General features: G+C 69.3%; 20 protein-coding genes and 1 pseudogene. 10 read left to right on the top strand and 11 right to left on the bottom strand.

Annotated elements, in window-relative coordinates; all coding sequences use genetic code 11:
- Window positions 1-141 precede the first annotated feature (141 nt).
- The 3 genes from Q664_RS24325 to Q664_RS24315 form a co-directional block, all read right to left on the bottom strand.
- The gene (locus Q664_RS24325; RefSeq protein ID WP_043400317.1) at window positions 142-1956 is read right to left on the bottom strand and encodes a serine/threonine protein kinase; all 1815 of its coding nucleotides are present in this window, start codon (window positions 1954-1956) and stop codon (window positions 142-144) included.
- A gap of 12 nt (window positions 1957-1968) precedes the next feature.
- Window positions 1969-2820, bottom strand: coding sequence for a DUF2381 family protein (locus tag Q664_RS24320; protein WP_084610324.1), 852 nt, complete (start codon window positions 2818-2820; stop codon window positions 1969-1971).
- A gap of 250 nt (window positions 2821-3070) precedes the next feature.
- The gene (locus Q664_RS24315) at window positions 3071-3910 is read right to left on the bottom strand and encodes an SIR2 family NAD-dependent protein deacylase (RefSeq protein WP_043400314.1); all 840 of its coding nucleotides are present in this window, start codon (window positions 3908-3910) and stop codon (window positions 3071-3073) included.
- Between the two features lie 67 nt (window positions 3911-3977).
- Here Q664_RS24315 and Q664_RS62985 point away from each other — a divergent pair.
- Window positions 3978-4412: pseudogene (locus Q664_RS62985) on the top strand (DUF2378 family protein); the annotation flags it as partial.
- A gap of 112 nt (window positions 4413-4524) precedes the next feature.
- On the opposite strand, the gene Q664_RS60105 reads toward Q664_RS62985, so the two are convergent.
- A complete protein-coding gene (locus Q664_RS60105; RefSeq protein WP_043400309.1) occupies window positions 4525-4716 on the bottom strand; it encodes a hypothetical protein in 192 nt (63 codons plus the stop codon).
- Here Q664_RS60105 and Q664_RS24300 point away from each other — a divergent pair.
- Complete coding sequence (locus Q664_RS24300; protein ID WP_052518602.1) at window positions 4715-5575, top strand: alpha/beta fold hydrolase; 861 nt, start codon at window positions 4715-4717, stop codon at window positions 5573-5575. The two genes, Q664_RS60105 and Q664_RS24300, sit on opposite strands and share 2 nt — an antisense overlap.
- 216 nt (window positions 5576-5791) lie before the next feature.
- Window positions 5792-5986 (top strand): hypothetical protein, encoded by a 195-nt coding sequence (locus Q664_RS24295; RefSeq protein ID WP_043400300.1) that lies wholly within the window; start codon window positions 5792-5794, stop codon window positions 5984-5986.
- Between the two features lie 249 nt (window positions 5987-6235).
- Here the strand turns inward: Q664_RS24295 and Q664_RS24290 are convergent, their stop codons facing one another.
- Entirely contained in the window at window positions 6236-7009 is a 774-nt protein-coding gene (locus Q664_RS24290; protein WP_043400297.1) for a hypothetical protein, read from the bottom strand.
- 248 nt (window positions 7010-7257) lie between these two features.
- Between Q664_RS24290 and Q664_RS24285 the strand changes: the two genes are divergently transcribed.
- The 3 genes from Q664_RS24285 (at window position 7258) to Q664_RS24275 (ending at window position 12161) form a co-directional block, all read left to right on the top strand.
- The gene (locus Q664_RS24285) at window positions 7258-8280 is read left to right on the top strand and encodes a coiled-coil domain-containing protein (RefSeq protein WP_043400294.1); all 1023 of its coding nucleotides are present in this window, start codon (window positions 7258-7260) and stop codon (window positions 8278-8280) included.
- A gap of 188 nt (window positions 8281-8468) precedes the next feature.
- On the top strand, window positions 8469-11291 hold the full coding sequence (ppdK, locus tag Q664_RS24280) for a pyruvate, phosphate dikinase (protein WP_084610320.1): 2823 nt from the start codon (window positions 8469-8471) through the stop codon (window positions 11289-11291).
- Window positions 11292-11324: 33 nt separating this feature from the next.
- Window positions 11325-12161: a hypothetical protein gene (locus tag Q664_RS24275; protein ID WP_063934750.1), complete on the top strand. Its 837-nt coding sequence runs from the start codon at window positions 11325-11327 to the stop codon at window positions 12159-12161.
- Between the two features lie 183 nt (window positions 12162-12344).
- Here Q664_RS24275 and Q664_RS24270 read toward each other — a convergent pair whose 3' ends face one another.
- From Q664_RS24270 to Q664_RS24260, 3 genes are all read right to left on the bottom strand, one after another.
- On the bottom strand, window positions 12345-13829 hold the full coding sequence (locus Q664_RS24270) for an ABC transporter permease/substrate-binding protein (RefSeq protein ID WP_043400291.1): 1485 nt from the start codon (window positions 13827-13829) through the stop codon (window positions 12345-12347).
- The gene (locus tag Q664_RS24265) at window positions 13826-14569 is read right to left on the bottom strand and encodes an ATP-binding cassette domain-containing protein (RefSeq protein ID WP_043400289.1); all 744 of its coding nucleotides are present in this window, start codon (window positions 14567-14569) and stop codon (window positions 13826-13828) included. The genes Q664_RS24270 and Q664_RS24265 overlap by 4 nt, the downstream gene beginning before the upstream one ends.
- An 81-nt stretch (window positions 14570-14650) precedes the next feature.
- Window positions 14651-16315 (bottom strand): mechanosensitive ion channel family protein, encoded by a 1665-nt coding sequence (locus tag Q664_RS24260; protein WP_043400286.1) that lies wholly within the window; start codon window positions 16313-16315, stop codon window positions 14651-14653.
- Between the two features lie 38 nt (window positions 16316-16353).
- Between Q664_RS24260 and Q664_RS24255 the strand changes: the two genes are divergently transcribed.
- From Q664_RS24255 to Q664_RS24240, 4 genes are all read left to right on the top strand, one after another.
- Complete coding sequence (locus Q664_RS24255) at window positions 16354-17181, top strand: DUF481 domain-containing protein (RefSeq protein ID WP_052518600.1); 828 nt, start codon at window positions 16354-16356, stop codon at window positions 17179-17181.
- Window positions 17182-17260: 79 nt separating this feature from the next.
- Entirely contained in the window at window positions 17261-19090 is a 1830-nt protein-coding gene (locus Q664_RS24250; protein WP_043400284.1) for an OmpA family protein, read from the top strand.
- Between the two features lie 11 nt (window positions 19091-19101).
- Window positions 19102-21099 carry an adventurous gliding motility protein AgmC gene (gene agmC, locus Q664_RS24245; RefSeq protein ID WP_052518599.1) on the top strand — a complete coding sequence of 666 codons (1998 nt, stop codon included), beginning with the start codon at window positions 19102-19104 and terminating at the stop codon, window positions 21097-21099.
- A 4-nt stretch (window positions 21100-21103) separates the two neighbouring features.
- Window positions 21104-21763: a hypothetical protein gene (locus Q664_RS24240; protein ID WP_043400282.1), complete on the top strand. Its 660-nt coding sequence runs from the start codon at window positions 21104-21106 to the stop codon at window positions 21761-21763.
- 172 nt (window positions 21764-21935) lie between these two features.
- Here the strand turns inward: Q664_RS24240 and Q664_RS24235 are convergent, their stop codons facing one another.
- The 3 genes from Q664_RS24235 to Q664_RS24225 form a co-directional block, all read right to left on the bottom strand.
- Entirely contained in the window at window positions 21936-22400 is a 465-nt protein-coding gene (locus Q664_RS24235) for an SRPBCC family protein (protein WP_043400279.1), read from the bottom strand.
- Complete coding sequence (locus Q664_RS24230) at window positions 22387-22704, bottom strand: ArsR/SmtB family transcription factor (protein ID WP_084610334.1); 318 nt, start codon at window positions 22702-22704, stop codon at window positions 22387-22389. Before Q664_RS24230 ends, Q664_RS24235 begins: the two co-directional genes overlap by 14 nt.
- A gap of 75 nt (window positions 22705-22779) precedes the next feature.
- The coding region (locus Q664_RS24225) for an RCC1 domain-containing protein (RefSeq protein ID WP_043400273.1) at window positions 22780-23686 on the bottom strand (907 nt) is incomplete at its 5' end.

Raw genomic sequence — 23686 nt, 5'->3', positions numbered from 1 at the left:
CATCTTGGCCTATCGCCCATCAGGCCATTCCACGAGGGTGCACAGGCACTTGGCGATCGTCCAGCAGCAGGACCTGGGTATAGGGCCGTGGACTGTACCCCAGCTTTTGCTTGAGCCCAGGTCCGAGCGACAGCAGCGCTCTTACGGCCAGCGCCAGACGGCCGCCACTGGCAACTCCCGTTGCAGTCGAACGGCCCCAGGCTCGGAGCCGGGCAGCTTGCGCCAGCGACCCTCCGGCCCGCCCAGGGCGACGCATACCGGCAGCTTGCGACCGTCCGGCAGCAGCGCCTCGGTGTAGCGCCCCAGCACGGCCTCCTCCCCATCCCGGTTCTGAATCCCAGAGCCCGTCCAGAGCTTCCCGTACAACAGCGTGCCACCAGGTAGCTGCGGTGCAGTCCCCTCGCGCTGCACCACGCGGCCGACAATGGGGCCGTCGCGGTAGATGCCCTCCTGGTACGGGTCCCCAGGCTGGTTGATGTCGACGATGGCCTGGAGCCGCATGCCCTCGTCGAGCTTCATCTCCTCGAACATGGTGTGCCGGGCCTCGGGGGAGCAGTCCTCTGGCTCCGGCCTCACCTGGGCGGCGGGACAGCCCAGCCCAGCAGCGGTGCACAGCCACACGGCGAGGACTCCGAAGCGTGAGCGGCTGGAGGGAGTCGAGTCCTGGGGCGTGGTGAGAGGGGGCACGGGCGCACTTCCTTTCTCGGGGGAGCCGGATGAGATGGACTCCGACATGTGGGAGCGCGCGAGTGTGGATCGCACCAGCCATGAGGCAAGGAACAGGCCGGCGAGGAGAAGCAGACCCAGCATGGCGAGGCGCCCCACTCGCCACGTGCGGTGCTCCTTGGCGGGAGCCTCCTCACGAGCGCCCGCCGACGGCCTCATATCCTCTGGAGGAGGAGTTGCTTCACCCGCAGGTGTTGCTGGCTGGGGCTGGGCCACCTGCTTTTGTTCCGTCTGCTTGGGCGGCGCCTCTGCCGGGCTCCTCTCCGGCGCGGTGAGGGGCACCCGCCAAGCGGGGGACTTTCTCTGCTTCTCGCTGGCCTGCTCCAGTGCCTTGAGCAGGGTTTCGGTGTTGGGGTAGCGGTCCTCTGGCCGCTTCTCCAGCAGCTTCATGGCGATGTCGCTGAGGGAACGCGGCACCAGGGAGTTGAGCAGATGTGGCGCGGTGGGCGGGACGGCGGCGATGGCGGCCAGCAGTTCCTTGTCCGGTAGCTCCGGGTCGAAGGGGTGCCTGTCCGTTTGACCCTGGTAGAGCAGCACGCCCAGTGCGTACAGATCCGCAGCCACCCCGCCATGGAAGGGCTCACCCCGCTTCCAGGCCTCGGTGCGCGTGTAGGCCAGGAGCTCGGGGGGTACCAAGTGCAGGACGCCCTCGGGCAGGCCCAGTGTCTTCGTGAGGGCCCCTGGGATGCGCGCGGTGCCAAAATCAATGACGAACGGTCGGCCGTCCTTCTTGCGGATGAGGATGTTCTCTGCCTTCAAATCCCTGTGGAACACACCGCGTGCATGCAGCACACCCACGGTGCGCACCACACTGGAGAAGGTGTTCACCAGCTCGATGGCGTGAAGGGGCTTGCGCCAGCGCCTCTCGTGCCAGGTTTCCCCGTCGATGAAGTCCATGACGATGAAGGGGTAGCCCTTGGTGGGGTGGGGCCAGAAGTCCACCGCGTACACGCGCAGCAGGTTGGGATGGGAGGAGTAGGTGAAGAGGGTCGCAGCCTCTCGCGCCAGGCGCCGGTAGACGCTCGTCTCCTCCACGTACTGCTCTTCCGTGAGTTCCTCCGTGGATTGGGTGAGGGGCAGTAGCGCCATTTTCAGGGAGTAGGGCTGGCCATCACGCTCCACCTTGAAAACCCGGGCGGAACCTCCACGGCCCAGCACCGCGACGATGCGCCAGGGCCCCACCATGTGGCCGGGCTCCAGGTGGTCCGGGTGTTGGGCGTCAGTCGTCATGGGCCGGCCCTCCTAGAGTTCAACCTCGGTGATGGGCAGGAGCCGCCCGCCCTCGGAGTCCACCAACTCCAGCCGGAAGCGGACCTCGTTGGAGGCGGGGGGCTCCACCATGATGGCCACGAGGGCGAACTCGCCCGGTTGGAGCTGGGGCTTCTCCATGTGCACCGAGAGCACCTTCACCGGCGTTCCCTTCACGCTGGTGAGCCGTGCCGCACCGGGCGTCCAAGCAGGCTGTCCCGGGAGGTTGCGCACCTTGACAACCACCATGGCCCAGCGAGTGCCCCGGTAGCCGGTACCAAGCCCCGGCTCAAGACCGCCCTTGTAGCCGGGAGCCGGCTTCCCGACGAAAAGCTTGGCCCGGACGTCCTTCGAGTCGAGCACCCCGGAGAAGGCGAGGTTGGGAAGTCCGCTCTGCGCGCACTGGGCCTTCAGGGAGACGAGCTCGGCTTCCACGTGGGACAGCCTAGCCTCCAGCGCCTCGACGGTGCGCGGGCGGCGCACCACCTCCACCTCCTTGTCCACCAGCGTGGGGTGGGAGACGAGCGCGAGGGCCGCGTACGACGGGGTGCCGCCGTCCTTGTAGCGCACCCGTACGATGAGGCGCTCTCCAGGGGCTGGCTCGACGGAGGGCTCAAGCGCGAGGGTGTACTCGCCCGGGTCCACCAGCTTGAAGCGCGTTGTCCGCCCCTCCACCTCCACCGAGGCCCTATCGATGGAGGCCCCGAAGCGGAAGATGGTGAGGGTGTTGGCCGCCACCCGCGCCTCTGGCACGGGCTCGCCGGGACCGGGGACGACGACTTGCCGCTCCTGCCGCTCGCGGGCCGGGGGCTGGGTCTGGGCCGCAGAGGGCGTCCCAAGGGTCAGGGTGATGAGAACGAGCGGGGCGAGGGGTGATAGTAGTGCCAGGGTGGATGACCTCTCCGGTCCACCCTAGCAGATGTCCCACCCAGCGCTGCCAGCACCTACCGTGCGGACGCCCCCACGCGGAGCGCGTCCTCACCGGCCGCCTCTGGGCCTGGGCTCCCCTTCCCTCCGAGGGCCCTTTCTCTCTCGGAGAGGCCCTTCAATTTCTGGGTAAGGTCGAAGAGGTCCCCGGGTTGAATCCCGGGCCGCGTCACCCGCGCGCCATCTCCGCTTCAATCCCCCGCAGTGCCTCCAGGGCACGCAGGGGCAGACCGATGCCCCCCGAGGGAACCTCGGGCTCACGCACGTTGATGCGAATCAGCGTCCCGTTCCCCGCGGCGGTCACGCGCTCGCAGAAGTGGCGCACCGAGGGAATGGCCGTGCCCGCGCCACACTCGACAACGGCCAGCGAACCAGGCTTCACGGCCTCGAGCCACGCCGAGAGCCGCTCCTCCTGGGCCTCGGTGCGCGAGGAGTCCCATCCCCAATCACCGAACATGAGGATGTTGGGCCGCACGAGCGAGCCGCAGCGCGGACACGTGGGCAGGGGTGGCTCTGCGCGGAAGGACTCCGGGTCCACCGCCACGGAGTACGGAGCGGCGGAGGCAATCCCCTGACAGGAGCCGAGGCACTGCACGTGGTGGATGGAGCCGTGGACCTCGAGGACACGGTCCTCGGGGAAGCCCGCCTTCTGGAACTGGCCGTCGACGTTGGAGGTGAAGACGAAGGCGCCGTGCCGCATGCGGGAGGCCCAGGAGCGCAGCAGCTCGAAGCCGGGATGGGGATTGGTCGCGCGGTACAGCCCGAGCCGGTGGCCGTAGAAGCCCCAGGCGAACTCGGGATCCTTCCGGAACCACTGGGGGTTGGCCATGGAGGCGAAGTCGAGTCCGAGCTTCGCGTAGGCGGGGTAGGCGCGCCAGAAGCCCTCGGTGCCGCGGAAGTCGGGCAGGCCCGAGTCGACGCCCATCCCGGCACCCGCTCCAATGATGAGGGCCTCGGCGGAGCGGAGGACATCGGCGGCGCGGCGGAGTTCCTGGCTGTTCACGGTCACCGCTCTCGCTCCTGGCTCGGGGTACCCCAGCCTCAATCTTTCTTAACGAAGACGCAAAAGAGACGACATGAGCCGGGTGTTTCATGACGTCATGGAACTCCAGCCACTGAACACGTGGAGCACCCCCCACACCCGGACGAACAGCGTGCCCCACCGCGCCCTCCGGCGCGAGCCCGTGGTGTTCGGCCATGCCCTGGAGACCCTGATGGCCGGGACGCTCGGGCCGCGGGCACTGGAAGCGCTCGCCGGGCTGGGACTCTCCCCTCGGGAGCCCTTGCGCGCGGCATACCCGGGCGTGGTGTGGACGGGCGCCATCCATGTCCTCTCCAGTGTCCTCTACCCGCACCTCTCCGCGCCCAGGGCGGAGTTCATGCTCGGGCGGCGGTTCATGGAGCACTCGCTCGTGACGAGAATGGGCGCGGCGATGCACGCCCACGCCCGGGCGGTGGGGCCGGAGCGCACCCTGCTGCGGCTGACCCACAACCTGCGGACGTTGAACAACTTCATGGGCGCCGCGGCGCGTGAGCTGCCCGGACAGAGCGGCTGGGAGCTCGTCATGCGGCCGCTCCCCGAGTTCCTGCTGATGGCCGAGACCCATGGAGAGCCGCCCCACTTCACGCGGGGGCGCTCACCACCGCCTTCCACGCCGCGGGCGTCTCCAGCTTCCGCATGGAGGTGGTGCGCCACGACGAGCAACTGGGCGCCTCCACCTTCCACATCACATTCTGAGCGATTCCACACGGGCCGTACGCCTGGGAGTCACCGCCCCCCGGTATGTTGGCGCCCCATTTCAGGAGGAGCGCCATGCCACGTTGGATACTCGGTCTGTTCGTTCTCACCTGGCTCGGATGCGCCACGACGCGCCCGGCCGCGCCATCGGGCCAGGAAACATTCACCTCCGTCGAGGGCGGGGCCGGCAAGCTCCGCGTCTCCGATGGAGGGCGCGGCGGCACGCCGGTGGTCTTCGTCCACGGGCTTGGCGCGGACCTGGAGGTCTGGCGCGCACAGCTCGACCACGTCCGGGCCTCGCGCCGGGCCGTGGCATATGACCAGCGGGGCCACGGCGACTCGCGGCCCGCGAGCGACGGCGTCTACACCATCGAGGTGCTCGCGGAGGACCTGGACCGCGTGGTGAGCGCGCTGGGCCTCGAGCGCTTCGTGCTGGTGGGCCACAGCATGTCCGGCAACGTCATCTCCGCCTACGCCGCGCGCCACCCGGAGAAGCTGGCCGCGCTCGTCTACGCCGACGCGGTGGGCGACGTGAGCCAGGCGCCCCAGGAGATGAAGGACTGGTTCAACAAGCCCCCGGAGAACTACGGACCCACCCAGGTACAGGAGGAGTTCGCGCAGATGCTCGGCCCCAAGGCCCGGAGCGGAACGCGCGAGTACGTCCTGGCCTCGGTCGGCCGTGTGGAGCCCACCACCGTGGTCGCCCTGCGCCGCTCCATGGGCGCGTTCTCGCCTCGCCCCGGACTGGACCGCTACACCGGGCCGCGCTTCGCCATCGAGGCCGAGGGGGCCGCGGAGGAGAACCCCTTCACCGCCTCGCGCAGCATCCCCGGCGTGGTCACCACCACCGTGCCCGACGTCTCGCACTGGCTGATGATGGACGACCCCCAGGGCTTCAACCGGGCCCTCGACGCCGTGCTGAGCCAGGTCCCCTGAAGCCCCTGGGCGCGGGCCGGTCAGGAAGCGCGCCGGCCCCGCCACGAGCCTTATGCAGAGGAGCGCATGGTTCTTTACTGCTTAGCTAGGCAGCCGAGCGAGCGTGGACTTTCCGCTTCTGTGCATTGGCCGCGTATAATACCGGCAGCCCCCTATCGTGGATTGAAGCAGGGGTCACCCGAGGAGGGAGTCGCACGTCACAAGTGGTTCACGTGGTTGGCTGGCGCCGTCGCCATTCTTGCACTCATCAGCTTGAAGGCGTTAGGGCTCATCACCGTTGCTCTCGTTCAGCCGGAGGTTTCCATGGGGATCATCAATAACGTGTTCGCACAGAAGGTCATGTTCGTAGCTCTCATTGAGACGGCATGGTCGATCGGCGTGAACCTCGTGACTAACGCGACCTCTGCTTGAGTCCACGATCTGGGGCAAGCCCACGTCGTCACGGGCGAGGCCGCGCGGACGTTCGAGCACGGCCTGGAGCACTACCTGAAGCTCGCCCAGGGCTTCTACACGGGCACGCGCAACCGCAAGGAGGGCATCGTGGTGCGCCCTCTCACCGAGCGGCACTCGCCCACGCTCGGCGGCAGGCTGTCGTTCAAGGTCATCAACAACGACTTCCTGCTCAAGGACGAGGACTGAAGGAGAAACGCGGCGCCCGGCTCAGAGCACCTCGCTCGAGACCAGGGCGCCGCGTCCCGCGTCGGTGCACGCGTAGAGCTCGCTCGTGGCGTGCAGCCCCTTCCCGTCGGCGAGCACCCGCAGCACCCGCTCCTGCTCGCTGCCGTGGTCGCCGCACGGCGTCTCGACCGACTCGATTCGCGCCGAGCCCCGCAGCATCGCCCAGGTCTCCGGCTCCAGCACGAGGGGCGTGTCGGGATGCTCGGCGGTGCCCAGCGCGCGCACACGGCCATCTCGCCTGTCGACGCCGATGAGCACCGCCTCCCGCAGTCCGCACCCGTGGGCCTGCGTCTGCAGCACGAACTCGCGCGCCTGCCCATCATGGTCGTAGTCCCCGAGCACCATCGCCCGCACGCGCTCGCGGCGCTGGAGCGCCTGGCGCCGCGCACCGGGGGCAAGCGCCTCATCCCCCTCGGCGGGTGCCCACCCACGCAACATCGCCAGGGGTCGCGCCTCGCCCTGCACGGGAGGCCCGAACAAAGGTGAGAGCGGGAGCCGCTCCACGGGCCCGCCCGGACGCGAGCGCACGAGCTCCAACTCGCCCCGCTCGCCCTGCGCGAAGCCCTCGCAGGGACACGTGACGCCCTCCGTTTCGAAGCACGCGAGCCCGGGAGGCGTCCGCCACTCGAGCCGCCAGCGCTCGGTGACACCGTCCACCGTCACACGGACCTCCTCACGAAGCACGGCTCGGGAGCGCGCCACACCCGCTCCCGCCACCAGCACCGCGCCCACCGCCAGCCATGTCCACAGCCGCATCCGAGCCTCCTTCCACGTACCCACGCGTAGGCCGGGCCATACCGTACCAGCCAGGTTGCGTGGAGGGGTGGGTCTGACATCCCAGGTCTGGTGCGAGAAACCCCCTTCCGGAGCCACGCCGGAGCCCGGGGAATGTCAGACCCATTGGGTATTTCCTACGCATGGCCGCCCGAGAGGGGGCCGAGCACTCCCACCGCCACGGCCGGGCCCTACCTGAGAGGACCCGGACCCAACCTGGAGCATCACACATGGCTACTCGCACCGCCGCCCGTAAGGCCTCCCGCAACCGCACCACCGAGCAGACCAAGGCCGCCTTCGAGGAGCTGGCCCGGAAGAACCGCAACAAGCCCGTGGTCTCGGCCAAGGAGCAGGAGGCGCGCACCACCCACGCCAAGAGCGTGCTGACGGATGTCTCCAGCCTCACGGCGGAGTCCGCGGTGAAGAAGGTCACCGAGGCGGGCCTCACCATCAACCGCACGCTGGCCGGCATCAACGAGCAGGTGATGGCGCTGGTGGAGGAGCTCCAGCAGCTCGACGAGGCCATCAAGCTCAAGACGGAGGAGCTCACGGCCCTGCACGGCCAGGACATCGCCGCGAGCGCCATCGACGTGCTGGTGGCCGAGTACGACCGGAAGAAGGAGGAGCTGGAGGCGGAGATGGAGCGGCTGCGGAAGGAGATCGCCGACACGCGCACGAAGTTCGCCCAGGAGCTGGCGACGGAGCGGGACTTGATGGAGGTGGCGCGCAAGCGGGCCGAGGAGGAGTACACCTACGGCATCGTGCTCTCGCGCAAGAAGGAGCAGGACGCCTTCGCCGAGCAGATGCGGGTGCAGGCCGCGGCCGAGAGGGATCGCAAGGAGAAGCTGGAGAAGGAGTGGGCGGTGCGCGAGGAGGCGCTGAAGCTGCGCGAGAAGGAGCTGGAGGAGCTGCGCAAGCAGGTGGCGGACTTCCCGGTGGTGCTGAAGAGGGAGACGGGCGCGGCGGCGGCCATCGCGGGCAACCAGGTGAAGTCCGACTGGGAGATGAAGTTCACGCTGGCACAGAAGGACGCCGAGACGGCGCAGCGCGTGGCCAGCATGGAGATCGCCTCCCTGAAGGAGACCAACGCCAAGCAGTCGCAGGCCATCCTCTCGCTGCAGACGGAGCTGAACGAGGCCAAGCGTCAGGTGCAGGCCATCGCCGAGAAGGCACTGGAGTCGGCCTCGGGGGCTCGCGCGCTGGCCGAGGTGCAGGGCGTCATCGCCAGCCGGGACTACACCAAGGGCAAATAGTGGGAGCTCCAGGTTCCGAGGGAGCAGGCAGAACTTGCGCCTTCGGACGGCGCGCCCCCAGTTTGGAGGACGGGGGCCGCAGGAATTGCGCACCGGGCGACAGTGGCTCGCCCTGAAGTACGGCTGGCACGGCAAGTGCTGCGACTCCCGTCGCGTGGTTTCCACGCCCTCTCACGGAGTTGCACACCATGCCCCGCCGCGCCCGGAAGACTCCGCCCACCAAGAATCGCCGCCGCACCCGCCCCGAGCCCCGGCTCGCCCGTGCGCCCAAGGGCTCCCGCACATCCAAGACCTCCCGCACGTCCAAGGCCTCGCGGGAGAAGTGGGTGTACCTCTTCGACGAGGGCCGCGGGGACATGAAGGAGCTGCTGGGCGGCAAGGGGGCCAACCTCGCCGAGATGACCCGCATCGGGCTGCCCGTGCCGCCCGGCTTCGTCGTCACCACCCGGGCCTGCAACGCCTTCCTCGCCGCGGGCAACCGGTTCCCCGAGGGCCTCTGGGAGCAGGAGCTCGCGGCGCTGCGCAAGCTGGAGAAGCGGGCGGGACGCTCGTTCGGGGACCCGGAGAACGCCCTGCTCGTGTCCTGCCGCTCCGGCGCGCGCTTCTCCATGCCGGGGATGATGGACACCATCCTCAACCTCGGGCTGAACGACGGCGTGGTGGAGGGCCTCGCCGCCGAGACGGGGGATGCGCGCTTCGCCTATGACGCCTACCGTCGGCTGGTGCAGATGTTCGGCACGGTGGTGCTGGGCCTGCCCCACGAGCCCTTCGAGCACGTGCTGGAGGAGCACCGTCGCCAGCGGGGCCTGGAGAACGACGCGGCGCTGCCCGCCGAGGATCTGAAGGCCATCACCCGGGCCTTCCAGCGCATCATCCGCGAGAAGACGGGGCGCGACTTCCCCCAGGAGCCCATCGAGCAGCTGCGGCTGGCCACCGAGGCGGTGTTCCGCAGCTGGAATGGCAAGCGCGCGGTGGACTACCGCAACGCGGCCGGCATCGCGCATGACCTGGGCACGGCCGTCAACATCGTCACCATGGTGTTCGGCAACCGGGGCGAGGGCTCGGGCACCGGCGTGGTGACGACGCGCAACGTGTCCACCGGAGAGCGGGAGATGGAGGGGGACTACCTCTCCAACGCCCAGGGCGAGGACGTGGTGTCGGGCACGCGCCCCACGCTGCGCATCTCCGCCCTGAAGGGGCTGCACCCGAAGCTCTATGCGCAGCTGGAGCGGTACTGCGAGAAGCTCGAGCGGCACTTCCGTGACGTGCAGGACGTCGAATTCACCATCGAGCAGGGCAAGCTGTGGATGCTGCAGACGCGGGATGCCAAGCGCACGGCGCAGGCGGCGGTGCGCATCGCGGTGGAGCTGGCCCGGGAGAAGCGCATCACCCGCCAGGAGGCCGTGCTGCGGGTGAAGCCGGAGCAGATCGACTTCTTCCTGCACCCCCAGTTCGCCCCGGCGGACAAGCAGGCGGCGAAGGAGCGGGGGGAGCTGCTGGCCACCGGGCTGAACGTGTCGCCGGGCGCGGCCAGTGGCGTGGTGGCCCTGGACGCGGACACCGCCGAGCGTTGGAGCAAGGAGGAGAAGAAGGCCGTCATCATGGTGCGCCCCGAGACGAAGCCGGACGACGTGCACGGCATGCTGGCGGCGCGGGGCATCCTCACCAGCCGGGGTGGGCGCACCAGCCACGCCGCGCTGGTGGCGAGGCAGTTCGGCAAGCCCGCGGTGGTGGGCGTCTCGGCCATGGACGTGGACTGCGAGCAGCGGCGGCTCACCATCTCCGGACGCGTCATCCGCGAGGGGGAGACCGTCTCCATCGACGGCACCACCGGCGAGCTCTTCGTGGGCAGGCTGGAGACGGTCATCCCGGACCTGAAGGACGAGTACATCCTCGAGCTGCTGCGCTGGGCGGACGGCTTCCGGGAGATGGGCGTGTACGCGAACGCGGACTACCCGCGTGACGCCAGGAAGGCCCGGGAGCTCGGCGCCGAGGGCATTGGCCTGTGCCGCACCGAGCACATGTTCTTCGAGAAGGACCGACTGCCGCACGTGCAGCGGATGATCCTGGCCCGGAGCGACACGGAGCGGGACGAGGCCCTCGCGGCGCTGCTCCCCTTCCAGCGCGAGGACTTCCTCGGGCTGTTCCGGACGATGGATGGGCAGCCCGTCACCATCCGCCTCATCGACCCGCCCCTGCACGAGTTCCTCCCCAACCACGACGAGCTGCTGCACGACGTCACCGAGTTGGAGACGCGGCTGGAGCTGCTGAAGGGCAAGCCCGAGGCGGAGGGACTGGAGGAGCGGCTCGCCCGGAAGCGGAGCCTGCTGGAGGCGGTGGAGTCGATGCGCGAGGCCAACCCCATGCTGGGCCTGCGCGGAGTGCGGCTGGGCATCCACCTGCCGGCGATCGTCCGCATGCAGGTGCGGGCCATCTTCGAGGCGGCGTGCCAGTGCATCCGGGACGGCGTGCGCGTCTTCCCCAAGGTGATGATTCCGCTCATCGCGCACAGCAACGAGCTGCGCGTGGAGAAGGAGCTGCTGGAGACAGAGGCCCGCGCGGTGATGAAGGAGCAGGGCGTGAAGGTGGCGTACCAGCTCGGGACGATGATCGAGATTCCCCGGGCCGCGCTTACCGCGGATCAGATCGCCCAGGACGCGGAGTTCTTCTCCTTCGGGACGAACGATCTCACCCAGACCACCTACGGCATCTCGCGGGACGACGCGGAGACGGGCTTCCTCAGCGAGTACCTGCAGAAGCGCATCCTCCCGGAGAACCCCTTCGCCACGCTCGACCAGCGGGGCGTGGGCTCGCTCATGGAGATGGCGGTGAGACTGGGCCGGGGGGCGCGGCCGAAGTTGAACATCGGCATCTGCGGCGAGCACGGTGGAGATCCGAAGACGATCGCCTTCTGCCACCGCATCGGGCTGGACTACGTATCGTGCTCGCCCTTCCGGGTGCCCATCGCGCGTCTGGCGGCGGCCCATGCCGCGCTCAGGTCCGAGACCTGAGGCAAGGTGATAGATAGGGGGGCCATGGGTGCCATGACCTCCCCGACCGACCGACCTTCCCCGCGCCTCCGGTGGCTGCTCGCCCCGCTGGTGCTGCTCACGCTGACTGGCTGCTTCGATCTGCTCCAGGAGATCTGGATCCTCCCCGATGGCTCGGGACGCGTGGTGCTCGACGTGGGCCTGCCGAAGTCGTTCCTCGACCTGGCGCGGACGCAGGGGAAGGACCCGCTCGAGGGGATGCGCGCGGACGCCCGGGCCGCCGAAGCCGAGCTGAAGAAAGACCCGGACGTGACGAAGTTCGAGCTCCGGGAGTACGAGGAGAACGGGCAGCAGCACCTCGTGTACGACCTGACGGTGAAGGACGCCACCCGGCTGGGCGAGCTACAGAAACGGGCGATGGAGCTGAGCAGCACGGCGAAGCAGGCGAAGCAGGGCAAGGGCAAGGCGGACCTGACCTTCCAGATCGAGAGCCGCGGGTTCGGCGAGTACGTCTTCGTCCAGCGCTTCGGCGATCCGAAGAACGCGCCCGGTGCCACGGACGGGGCGGGTGATCCCACGGAGCGGGCGGCCAAGGACTTCGGGATGCAGATGGCCCGGGCGCTGATGGGCAACCACTTCTACGTGGTCCGGGTGCACGGCCAGACGGTTTCGGAGACGAACGGCACGCTCAACGAGAAGAAGGACACGGTGGAGTGGAAGTACAGCCTGGTGGACCTGTTGGACGAGGCGGGCAAGGGAGGGGAGTTGCGCGCGGTGGTGCAGGCGGCGCCTCCGCTCTGGCTGTGGCCGGCGGTGCTGGGCGTGCCACTGCTCGTGCTGGTGCTGGCGGTGATGGCGGCCCGGCGGCAGCGGACCCGGCGCGCCGTCTGAGGCAGCAGCCGTCCGACACCTGCGCTGACAATTTCCCCTCTCCCCCCGGGAGAGGGACGGGGTGAGGGTATCAGTCCCTGTTCTTCAATCTGTGGCCCACATTGTGGACAGGGGGTTCAACCCGAGATTCGTGGCACCCTCACCCTGACCCTCTCCCGGAGGGCGAGGGGTCGTAGCCACGTTTTAAAGCCGCAACCCCCGGGGCACCACGAGCCGCTCGACGAGCTCGAACAGGCCGCTGACGAGCAACGCGAGCACGGCGGCGGGCACGGCCCCCTGGAGGATGAGTGAGGTGTCATCCAACCGGATGCCGGTGAGGATGGGCTGTCCATAGCCCCCGGCGCCGATGAGGGCCCCCAGCGTGGCGGTGCCCACGTTGATGACGGCGGACGTCTGGATGCCCGCGAGGATCGACGGCGCGGCCATGGGCAGCTCCACCAGCCGCAGCCGTGCACCGGGCGGCAACCCGAGCGCCTCGGCGGACTCGCGAACCTCGGGAGCGATCCCGGTGAGCCCGGCCGCGGTGTTCCGCAGGATGGGCAGCAGGCTGTAGAGGAACAGCGCCACGATGGCGGGCCGCGCGCCAATGCCGAGCAGCGGAATCATGAACACCAGCAGCGCCAGCGAGGGCACCGTCTGGATGATGCCGGCCAGCGCGAGCACGCCCTGTCCCAGCCTCGGCCGGCGCGCCACCAGCACGCCCAGCGGCACCGCCACGGCGATGGCCGCCAGCAGGGACAGCCCCACGAGGAACAGGTGCTCGCGCGTGTGGCGCCACAGGCTCGCCCCCATGCTGTCGCCGCGCACCGTCACCGTGAGCCCCAGCTCGCGCTCCAGGAACGCGGCCGCGACCTGACGCTCGGGCACCCGCTGGAGCTTCGCCCGCGCGTTGAGCTCCACCATCTCCGGCTCCGAGATGCGGCCCTCCAGCCGCCCGAGCGCCGACACCACCTCCGGGGCCCGCCCGCCCAGGTCTTCCCGGTAGAGCAGCACCGCGTCGTACGTGGGGAAGTGGCGCAGATCATCCTCGAGGACACGCAGGCCGTAGTACGCGATCTCCGCATCCGTGGAGTACAGGTCCGTCACCTGGATGGCCCCACTCTCCAGGCCCCGGTAGGCCAGGTCGTGGTCGAGCCCCCGCACGTCCCGCTGGGGCAGCGCGTAGCGGGCGCGCAGGGCGGGCCAGCCGTCGCCACGGTCCATGAACTCGTTGCTGAAACCGAAGCGCAGCTCCGGGTGCTCGCGCAGGTCCGACAGTGTCCGGATGCCCAGCCGCTCGGCCTCGGCCTCCTTCATGCCCAGCGCATAGGTGTCGTTGAAACCCAGGGGCGCGCTCATGCGCAGGCCCTCGGCGGCGAGCGCCTGGCGCAAGGACTCGTCATCGGGCAGGGCGCGGCCGGCGAAGATCTCCTGACGCAGGGTGCCCGTGTACTCCGGGTAGACGTCGATCTCCCCGCGCCGCAGGGCCTGCCAGAGCACCTGGGTGCCACCGAGCTCGCGCCGGTGCTCGGCCCGCGCGCCGGTGCTCCGCGCCAACTGCGTCACCATGTCGCCGAGGATGACGGACTCGGTGAACTTCTTGGAGCCCACGCGCACGGGAGCCTCCTCCGAAGGCGCACCGGAGCACGCGGCGAGCACGAGCCAGACCCCGATGATGAGCGCCCTCATGCGTGGCCACCCGAGACAGGAAGACGCTGCGCCTGGAAGAAGCGGGTGACGAAGGGATCCGCGGGAGCACGCTCCAGCTCGGCGAGCGGGCCCTGCTGGACGATGCGTCCCTCGCGCATCAGCACCACCTGGTCGCCGAGGAAGGCGCCCTCCCCGAGGTCATGGGTGACGAGCACCACCGTCTTGCCGAGCCGGGAGAAGATGTCGCGCAGGTCTCCCTGCAACTCGTAGCGGATCATCGGGTCCAACGCGCCGAGCGGCTCGTCGAGCAGGAGCACATCCGGGTCGAGCATCAACGCACGCATGAGGCTGACGCGCTGGCGCTGTCCCCCGGAGAGCTGGCCGGGGTAGCGGCCGAGGGCGTCCGGCGGAAACCGGGTGAGCTCGACGAGCTCGCGCAGCCGGGCGTGGACGCGCTCCGAGGACCACTTCAGGTAGCGGGCCATGAGGGTGGCATTGCCCTCGGCGGTGAGATGAGGGAAGAGGCCACCGCCCTGGAGCGCGTAGCCCATCCGCTGGCGGACGGTGAGCAACTCCTCGTCGCGCAGGGGCTGTCCCCGGAAGAGGACGCGGCCGGTGTCGGGCCGGAGCAACCCGTTCATCAAGCGCAGGAGCGTGGACTTGCCACAGCCACTCGGGCCGAGCAGGACGGTGGTGCGCCCTTCGGGCACGTGCAGGTCCAACGGCTGCAGCGCCTGTGTGCCTGCGAATCGCTTGGACACCTGTTCGAGCTCGAACACGCAACGCCCTCCCCACCCCGTACGCGGGCGGTCCCCGAGTCATACCGCGAGGAGCGGCGGCTCGGGGCAACCCTCGGGGAGCTACCCGGCCCGCTTGCCTGGCGGCACCACCACGTTCTCCCCGGGCTTCCCCGCGGGCAGCGGCCCCACCAGCGGCATGGCCGAATCCGGGGTGAGAGTGGCCTCGGTCCGCAGCATCGGCACACCATGCGGCTGGCGCTGCAGGAAGGCGATGAGCTTCTCGCGCACCAGACAGCGCAGATCCCACTGCTTGCCCGCGTCCGCGGCGCTCACCAGCGCGCGCAGCGTCATCGCCCGCTCGCTGCACGCCGTCACCTGCACGCCCTGCGCCTTGCCGTCCCACAGCTCACGGCCCTCGTTCTGGAGGATGCGCACCAGCTCGACCCGCACCGCGGCCACGTCCGTCTTGTAGTCCGCGTACAGCTCCACCGTGCCGAGAATCTCCGGCGACACCTTGCTCCAGTTCTGGAAGGGCTTGTCGAGGAAGTGGCTCATCGGCACCACCAGCCGCCGCAGGTCCCACACCTTCACCACCACGTAGGTGAGGGTGATTTCCTCGATCCACCCCCACTCGTTCTCGACAATCACGGTGTCGCCGATGCGCACCGGCTGGGTGATGGAGAGCTGGATGCCCGCCAGCAGCGTGGAGATGGACTTCTGCGCCGCCAGGCCGATGACGAGGCCCGCGAGACCGGCCGACGCCAGCAGCGACACGCCCACGTTGCGCACCGCCTCGAACTGCAACAGCAGCAGCGAGATGGCGATGAAATACGTGGCCGCCTCGATGATACGGCGCATCACCACGAGCTGGGTGCGCAGCCCCCTCACCCGCCCCACGTCCGCGCCGGAGTTGCTGACCACCTTCTGCTCGAGGAAGTGCGCGGACAGCTTGAGGAAGCGCAGGATGAACCACGCCATCGACACGATGGCCAACGAGCGGGCCGCCAGATCCACCGCGTGCTGCGCCGGCGGGGGCAGCAACAGCACCCGCGAGCCCAGCGCGGCCATCACCGCCAGCAGGGTGAGGCGCAGCGGGCCCTCGCCCGCCGCGAACACCTGATCATCCCAGCCGGAGCTCGTCAGTCGCATGGCACGCGCGCCCACCCGCAGGCCCAGCTTCTCCAGCAGCCGGCTCGCCGCCGCCGCCACCACCACCCCCAGCACGAGCCCCAGCCACTGCCACACCTCCAGCACCCAGAACGGACGCATGAGCAGGAAGGCCGGGAGCGACTCCTGCAACCGCGAGCCGTGCTCCTCGAAGAGCGCGTCGATGGCCCGCACCGTGTCCTCGCTGAAGACCCAGACGGGCTCGCCCCCCGGTCCGCTCACCTTGCGCAACCGGATCTCCCGCTCGCCCCGGCCGAGCGCCACCCGCCCCAGCGTGTCATGGAGCGCGTCCGCCGCGTCCCCCTGCGGCTCGTGGCTGAGGCGCGAGAAGTCGAACCACAGCGTGCGGTCCAGCACGAACATCAACCGCAGCGCGAGCCGCTCTCCCGCCTCCCGCTGCTTCTCCTTGGGCAGGTGCGACAGCCACAGGTAGTGCGGCATGCGGGCGCTGTCCCGCGCATGCGTCGCCTCCAGGAAGCCCGCCACCGTGGCCGCCGGGGTGCGGCGATCCACCTCCACCGGAGGCTCCCCCAACCCCTCGTTGAGAGCGGAGCCGAGCGCGAGCCCGGTGGACGGCGCCAACAGGAGCAGCAGCGTGAGGACGAGGTTTCGAAGCATCCCTTGTCCCTTAAACTAGTTTGAGTTCAAAATAAACGATGGAAGACTTCATTTCCCTGGTCCCCAGGCTGGCGAGCGGGCGCCGGGCGCGGAGCGGGCCGGTGGGCCCGTGGCTGCTCGTGCTGGTGCTGCTGACCTCCGTGGAGGCGGCGGCGCAGATCGTCAACGTGCAGGCACTCTTCGACGAGGCGGCGTCGCCCATGGGGGTCTCGGGGGGCGCGGAGCTGTCGCTGGACTGGCGCACGGGCAGCAATGAGATGGTGGTGGTGCGCGGGGCGGTGCTGGGCCAGTGGCGCACGGAGAAGCACACGCTGCTGGGCGTGGTGCGGGGCGAGTACGGCCATGCCCAGGACACGCTCATCACCAGCCGGTTCCTGGAGCACGCGCGCTACCGCTACCGCTTCACGCAGTGGCTGGCGGGAGAGACGTTCCTCCAGCACGAGCTGGATGCCTTCCGGCGGCTGCGGCTGCGGGGGCTGGTGGGCGCGGGGCCGCGCTTCACGCTGTGGAGCACGGAGGCGGCGTCGCTCATCCTCGGCGTGGCGGGGATGCTGGAGTACGAGCAACTGCGCAACGACGGCGAGCCCGACGCGGGCCAGGAGCGGTTGGATCCCCGGCTGAGCAGCTACGTGATGGGCCGGGTGGAATTGATGAAGAACATGAATCTCGTGGAGACGCTGTACGTGCAGCCACGGCTGACGCAGTGGTCGGACGTGCGGGTGCTCAACGAGACCCTGTTGACGGTGGAGCCCAACGAACGGTTCATCTTCAGCATGGGCTTCGTCCTCACGTACGACGCGGCCCCGCCCGCTACAGTGTCGCGGTTTGACACGCAACTGCGCTCCTCTGTCGGCGTGAAGTTCTGAGCAGGCACCTCCGGGCCCGGAGACGCGGCGGGCGACGTTTCATTGCCAGCGGGCTACAAGAAGTTGATACGGAGGGAGCATGAGCCACGTGCGTCTATCCGCCGTCGCAACCTTGTTGCTGGCCTCGGCCGCGCTCGCCCAGCCCGCGAGCGTGCCGGCGTTCGAGCTGGAGCGTCTGGAGTTGAACCCCAATGCCCGGGGCTCGCTGGTGATGGGAACCGGTGAGCTGCTGCCCGCGGGCGGCTTCCGCCTCTCGCTGCTGGGGCATTACGAGAAGGATCCACTGGTGTTGTACGCGGACGGCAGCCCCGTGGGCGCGCTGGTGGGGCACCGGGCCACGGCGCACCTGCTGGCGGCCTGGGCCCCGCTGCGGTGGCTGGAGCTCGGCGCCCAGTTGCCCATGGTGGTGTGGCAGAGCGGGGATGACCTCGGCGCCCAGGGCCTCGCGGCGCCGGCGACGACGGGACTGTCCACGCCCTCGGCGTACGTGCGGGTGGGACTGCTCTCGCAGCGGCGGGAGAACCCGTTGGACCTGGCCGTCGAGCTGGGCGTGGGCCTTCCCGTGGGCAGCGCGGAGGCACTCGCGCGCGACTCCACCTTCCGCTTCTCGCCGAAGGTGATGGCGGGCCGGCGCTTCGGCCTTCTGCGCGCCGGTGTGGAGGCGGGCGTGCTGGTGCGGCCCACCGCCACGCTCATCGCGGACGAGAACGTCCAGGACGAGGTGGGCAACGAGGTGCGCCTGGGCGCGGTGCTGGCCACCACGGGCAGCGGGCTGCGCGGAGAGCTCAACGTGCGGGGCACCGTGCCCCTCACCCGCCAGCCGGGCTCGCTGGAGCTGCTCGCCGGCCTCCGGATGCCGCTGGGGAAACTGGGCGAGGTCTACGCGCTGGGAGGACCCGGCTTCGGAGACACGCCGGGCACCCCGGCGTTCCGCGTGCTGCTCGGCGTGGCGCTGGGAGGCACCGAGACCGAGGAGCCCCTCACCGCGCGGGATGATGACGGCGACGGCGTGAGCAATGACCAGGACAAGTGCCCCAACGAGGCGGGCCCGGCCGCGAGCCAGGGCTGCCCGGTGAAGGACACGGATGGGGATGGCATCGTGGACTCGGCGGACCGGTGCCCCAACGAGGCGGGCCCGGCCGAGAACCAGGGCTGCGCGGACGTGGTGAAGGGGAAGGACTCGGACGGAGATGGCATCCCGGACTCGGCGGACAAGTGCCCCCAGGACGCGGGCTCGGCCGACAACGGGGGCTGCCCGACGAAGGACCGGGATGGAGATGGCGTCCTGGACGCCGTGGACAAGTGCCCCCGCGAGGCGGGCCCGGCCGCGCGTCAGGGCTGCCCGGTGAAGGACACGGATGGGGACGGCGTGGTGGATGACCGGGACAACTGCCCCACCGAGGCGGGACTGGTGGAGCTGCGCGGTTGCCCGGCACGGGACGGCGATGGCGACAGCGTGGCGGACCACCTGGACAACTGCCCCAAGGAGAAGGGCGAGGCCGCCAACCATGGCTGCCCGGCCAAGGACGAGCAGCTCGTGGCCATCCAGAAGGGCAGCCTGGAGATCAAACAGGCGGTGTTCTTCGCCACCGGCAAGGCCATCATCCAGAAGCGCTCCTTCCGGATGCTGGACCAGCTCGCCTGGGTCATCAACCAGCACCCGGAGATCGAGAAGATCAACATCGAGGGCCACTCCGACAACGTCGGTAACCCGGACGCCAACCGCAGGCTGTCGCTGGCACGGGCCCAGTCGGTGAAGGACTACCTCGTGAAGAAGGGCGTGGAGGCCTCGCGCCTGGAGGCGCAGGGCTTCGGGCCGGATCGGCCCCTGATGACCAACAAGACCGCCAAGGGCCGCGCGGCCAACCGCCGCGTGGCGTTCACCATCGTCACCCCCGGGAACGAATGAAGACTCCATTCATGAAGACATGGCTCTCGGCCGCGCTGTGCGTGCTGGCCCTCGGCTCGAGTGCGGCGCTGGCGGAGGCCGACACGTTCGGGGTGGGCGACGGGCACAACGGACCGCTCGTGGTGGCGGGGCCCAACACCGTCATCAACAGCTATGCGCCCGTGACGGCCGCGCTGGTGGTGGGCAGCACCTCCATCCCCATCGGAGCGTGTTCTGGGGAGGCCTCCTGCTTCGCGGCGGATGACCTGGTGCTGGTGCACCAGACGACGGGCATCACACCGGTGCCCGCCTCGGGGGCGCCCGATGCGGTGGACCTCAGCACCCGTCCGGTGGGCCGCTGGGAGCTCGCGCGGGTGGACTCGGTAACACCGACGACGCTGGAGCTGACGGCGCCGCTCGTCCACGAGTACGCGGCGAACGTGACGCAGGTCATCCGGGTGCCCGAGTACACCAACGTCACCATCGCCGCGGGCCGGAGCATCACGGCTCCGCCCTGGGATGGAAGCACCGGAGGCATCGTCGCGTTCCTGGCCGATGGCACCGTGACCAACGGCGGGCAGATCAACGCCAGCGCCCTCGGGTTTCGTGGGGGCCAGTATGTGAATGATACCACCGGGGCCACGGGCTGCTCGGGACTGTCGGCACTGGAGCAACCGGCGCCCTCGGGCGCGCAAAAGGGCGAGGGCATTGCCAATACGCGCTACGGCGACACCCAGACCGGGCGTGGCAACGTGGCCAATGGCGCGGGCGGCGGAGTCTGCTTCAAGTCGGGCGGTGGCGGCGGTGGCCATGGAGGAGCAGGAGGCCAGGGCGGGCGCTCGGAAGACACCGGTGGACGGGACGTGGGCGGGCTGGGAGGCACGGCACTCACCTACCCTGCCCTGACCCAATTCACCTTCGGCGGTGGCGGCGGGGCCGGTCATGGCTCCGACGGCACGGGCGTGCCCGGAGGGCGCGGAGGCGGCGCCATCTTCATCCGGGCCGGTCAGCTCACGGGCTCGGGCACCCTCACCGCCTCGGGTGGTCTGGCCAGCGCCGCGGCCTCGGATGGAGGCAGTGGAGGTGGCGCGGGTGGCTCCATCTACCTGCGCTTCGTCAGGACGGCCGATTGCGCGGCGCTCTCCGTCACGGGCGGCCTCGGTGGGAACGTGAATGCCATCCGGGTGGGCCCTGGCGGCGGTGGTGCGGGTGGGCGAGTGCTGTTCCAGGCAGCGGGAGGCACCTGTCCCATCATCGCCACTGGCTCCGCGTCCGGCGTCCAGCAGGAGTCCTCGGAACCCGCCTACGGAGCCCAGCCGGGTACCAACGGGACCTCCGACGTGCGGCTGAGCGGCTTCGTCGTGCCCGAGCCCCCCACGATCATCACGCCGCCCAACGGCAGCGTCACCAGCAACCGCCGTCCCCCCATCACCGGCCAGGCCCTGCCCGCAGGGGCGGCGATCGAAGTCATCCTCTACATCGATGGCAACGAGGCCGGCAGGGTGACGTCCGACGCCAGCGGCAACTACACCTTCACTCCGACCACGGACCTGTCCGATGGCCCGCATACCGTGCAGGCCGTCTCGGAGGTGCTGGCGGTGCGCAGCCTCCGGAGTGCAGTCAACACCTTCACGGTGGACACCACTCCACCGGACACCAGCATCGTCTCCGGCCCCTCGGGCTACACCCGGCAGACCACCGCGACGTTCGAGTTCAGCGCGACGGAGCCGGACGTCACCTACGAGTGCAATCTGAACGACGCGGGCTTCACCTCGTGCCCATCGCCTGCCACGTTCAGCTCGTTGGCCGAGGGGGCATACACCCTGCAGGTGCGAGCCCGGGATGCCGCGGGCAACGTGGACGAGACCCCAGCCACGCGGAGCTTCCGCGTCACCGGCGCGGACCTCGCCCTGCTGGGCAGTGGCTGCTCGGCCACGGGAGGGGATGCCTCATGGTTGCTGCTGGGCCTGAGCACCTTGAGCGCACTGACCCGCCGCCAACGCCGGAGGTCTTGCCGTGCCCTCTCGTGAGACCATGAAGGGTCCAGCCCATCACGCGCTCGAAACGCTGCATGCCGCCCATCCCAACCTCGCGACCAGCGCGGCACGCGAGTTGCTGACCATCGACGTAGACTGGGCCCTGCGACCGCCGCCGGCCCTCGACACGCCAGTGTGGCAGCCGGAGCAGCCCTATCTGGTGGTGGACGGCTCCCTGACGACCCAAGCCAACGTGCTGGTGCGGACCGGCCGTCACGACAACGGCGCACTGATCGTACTGGGTGATTTGCGCTGCCACAACCTGATGGTGTCGTGGGGCTTCGACCTGGTGGTGACCGGGTCGTTGCTCGTGGAGGAAGTCGTCATCACCGCGCCGGCCGACTCACAATTCGTGGTCGGCGGCGACCTTCGCGCCCGGCTGCTCGCGTCCGGAACGCCCACCTGGGTCACCCTGGCCCATCCCCGTCATCAGCAGGCCCAGCACACCTCTGGCTATGTGATGGCGCCGGACAAGCCCTCGAGACCCTCCACCCAGGCGCCGCTGACCACGCTGCTGCTCGCGGAGGTGCTCGACCGCGAAGAGTGGGATGCCATGGACGAGTCCGAGCGGGCCAACGAAGACATCAACGATATCCTGCGCGTGGACACGAAGGCCGCCCACCAATACCTGGCAGCCGGCCGCTCGCTCCTGCGTTGAACGGTCTCCAGGTCCATCCCGCGCGGCGGTGCCCCTCACCGTCCGCGCCTGCCGGGCGCGCTCTTCACGAACTTGTCCAACTGTCGGACAAGTCTGGCGAGACCGTGCCCGGAGGGGTCCCTCCTGCTCTCGAGCTGAGAGCAGACCCCTGTACGGACTTTCTTCTGATGGCTTAGCGACCCCAGCGCTTCGTCGTCATGGCGAGCGGCTGGCCGGTCTCGAGCAGCGACTTGAGGCTCGAGAGGATGGGCGGCCAGCCCTGCGAGATGCCCTTCATCATCGCGCCGCCCTCGACGAGCTCATCGTGCGTCACGGTCAGGCGCACCGAGCCCATGAAGGGCTCGATGAGGAAGGTGACCCTGGAGGGAGGCTCGGCCCCAGGACGTCCCTCGGGCCAGCCCCAGGTGAGGACGAGCTTCTTCGGCGGCTCGGCCTCGAGCACCTGGCCGGTGACGCGCACCTCGTGGGTTTCGTAGTCCTGATGCGTCCAGCGGGAGCCGGGCTTCCAGTCCGAGACGTTCTTGTGCAGGCCCCAGAACTGCCGGGTCATCTCGGGGTCCTGAAGGGCGGCCCAGACCTTCTCCGGCGTCGTCTGGATGTACGTGACGTAGACGAACTGCGGCTTAGGACTCGTCATCTTCTTCCAGCCTTGTCTTGAGCGTGTGCAGCGCGTGCAGGCGCTGACGCTCGAACTTCCCGATCCACCGCTCGTAGATGTCCTGCAGCGGCACGGGATTCAGGTAGTGCAGCTTCTCTCGGCCCCGCCACACCACGGCGACGAGGTTGGCCTCCTCGAGCACGGCCAGGTGCTTGGTGACCGCCTGACGCGACATGTCCAGGTGCTCGCAGAGCTCGCCGAGCGTCCGCCCGTTCTCCTGGTACAGCAGATCCAGGAGCTGCCGGCGGCTCGAGTCCGCGAGCGCCTTGAACACGATGTCCATGTCCATCTATCCCTATCAATATGCAACCTGCGGGTTGCATGTCAAGGTTGCATGAGGACCGGCGGGAAGAGCGGTTCAATACAGCAAGGAGCGAATGGGCGTATCCGCGTTGGAAAGCGAGCCAAAGCCTAGCTGGCCGTAGGAGCTGTCGCCCCAGGCCCACAAAGTGCCATCGGAGCGCACCGCCATCGAATACGTCTCGCTACCAGCGATGCTCACGACCCCCGCCATATCCGCCACTTGAACCAACGGGCTCCGGAGGACCGTTGTACCAGTCCCCAACTGGCCAAACTCGTTGGAGCCCCAGCCCCACATAGTGCCATCCGAGCGCATGGCCAGCGAGTGCCAGAAGCCTGCGGCCACGGCCACGACCCCACTCACTCCTAGCGCCTGCACCGGCAAGAGACGGGTGCTCGTGGTCCCATCCCCCAGCTGGCTCAGGGAATTCATGCCCCAGGTCCATACGGTTCCATCGGAGCGCACCGCCATCGAGAAGGCGTAACCGGCGGCGACGGATACCACCCCGCTCAGACCCTGCACTTGCACTGGCAAGAAGCGGGTGGTCGTGGTGCCATCGCCCAACCGACCAATGCCGTTGGAGCCCCAAGCCCATAGGGTGCCGTCGGAGCGCACTGCCAACGAGTGGAGGAGGCCCAGTTTCACGGCCACGACCCCGCTCAGCCCTTGCACCTGTACCGGCAACAAGCGGCTGCTCCGGGTCCCATCCCCCAGTTGGCCGAAGGAGTTGGAGCCCCAGGCCCACACGGTCCCATCGAAGCGCAACGCCATCGAGTGGGCAGAACCCGAGGCCACCGCCACCACTCCACTCAGTCCTTGCACCTGCACCGGCAACAAGCGGTTGATCCGGGTCCCATCCCCCAACTGTCCCTCGGCGTTGTAGCCCCAGGCCCACACGGTTCCGTCAGAGCGCACCGCCAGTGCGTAGTTAGAACTCGAGGCCACCGTCACCACCCCGCTCAGT

The organism is Archangium violaceum Cb vi76 (genome assembly GCF_000733295.1).
In the GTDB taxonomy this organism is placed as follows: Bacteria; Myxococcota; Myxococcia; order Myxococcales; family Myxococcaceae; genus Archangium; species Archangium violaceum.
Note: the sequence above shows the minus strand (reverse complement) of the source record. Positions and strands in the feature narration are given on the sequence as shown.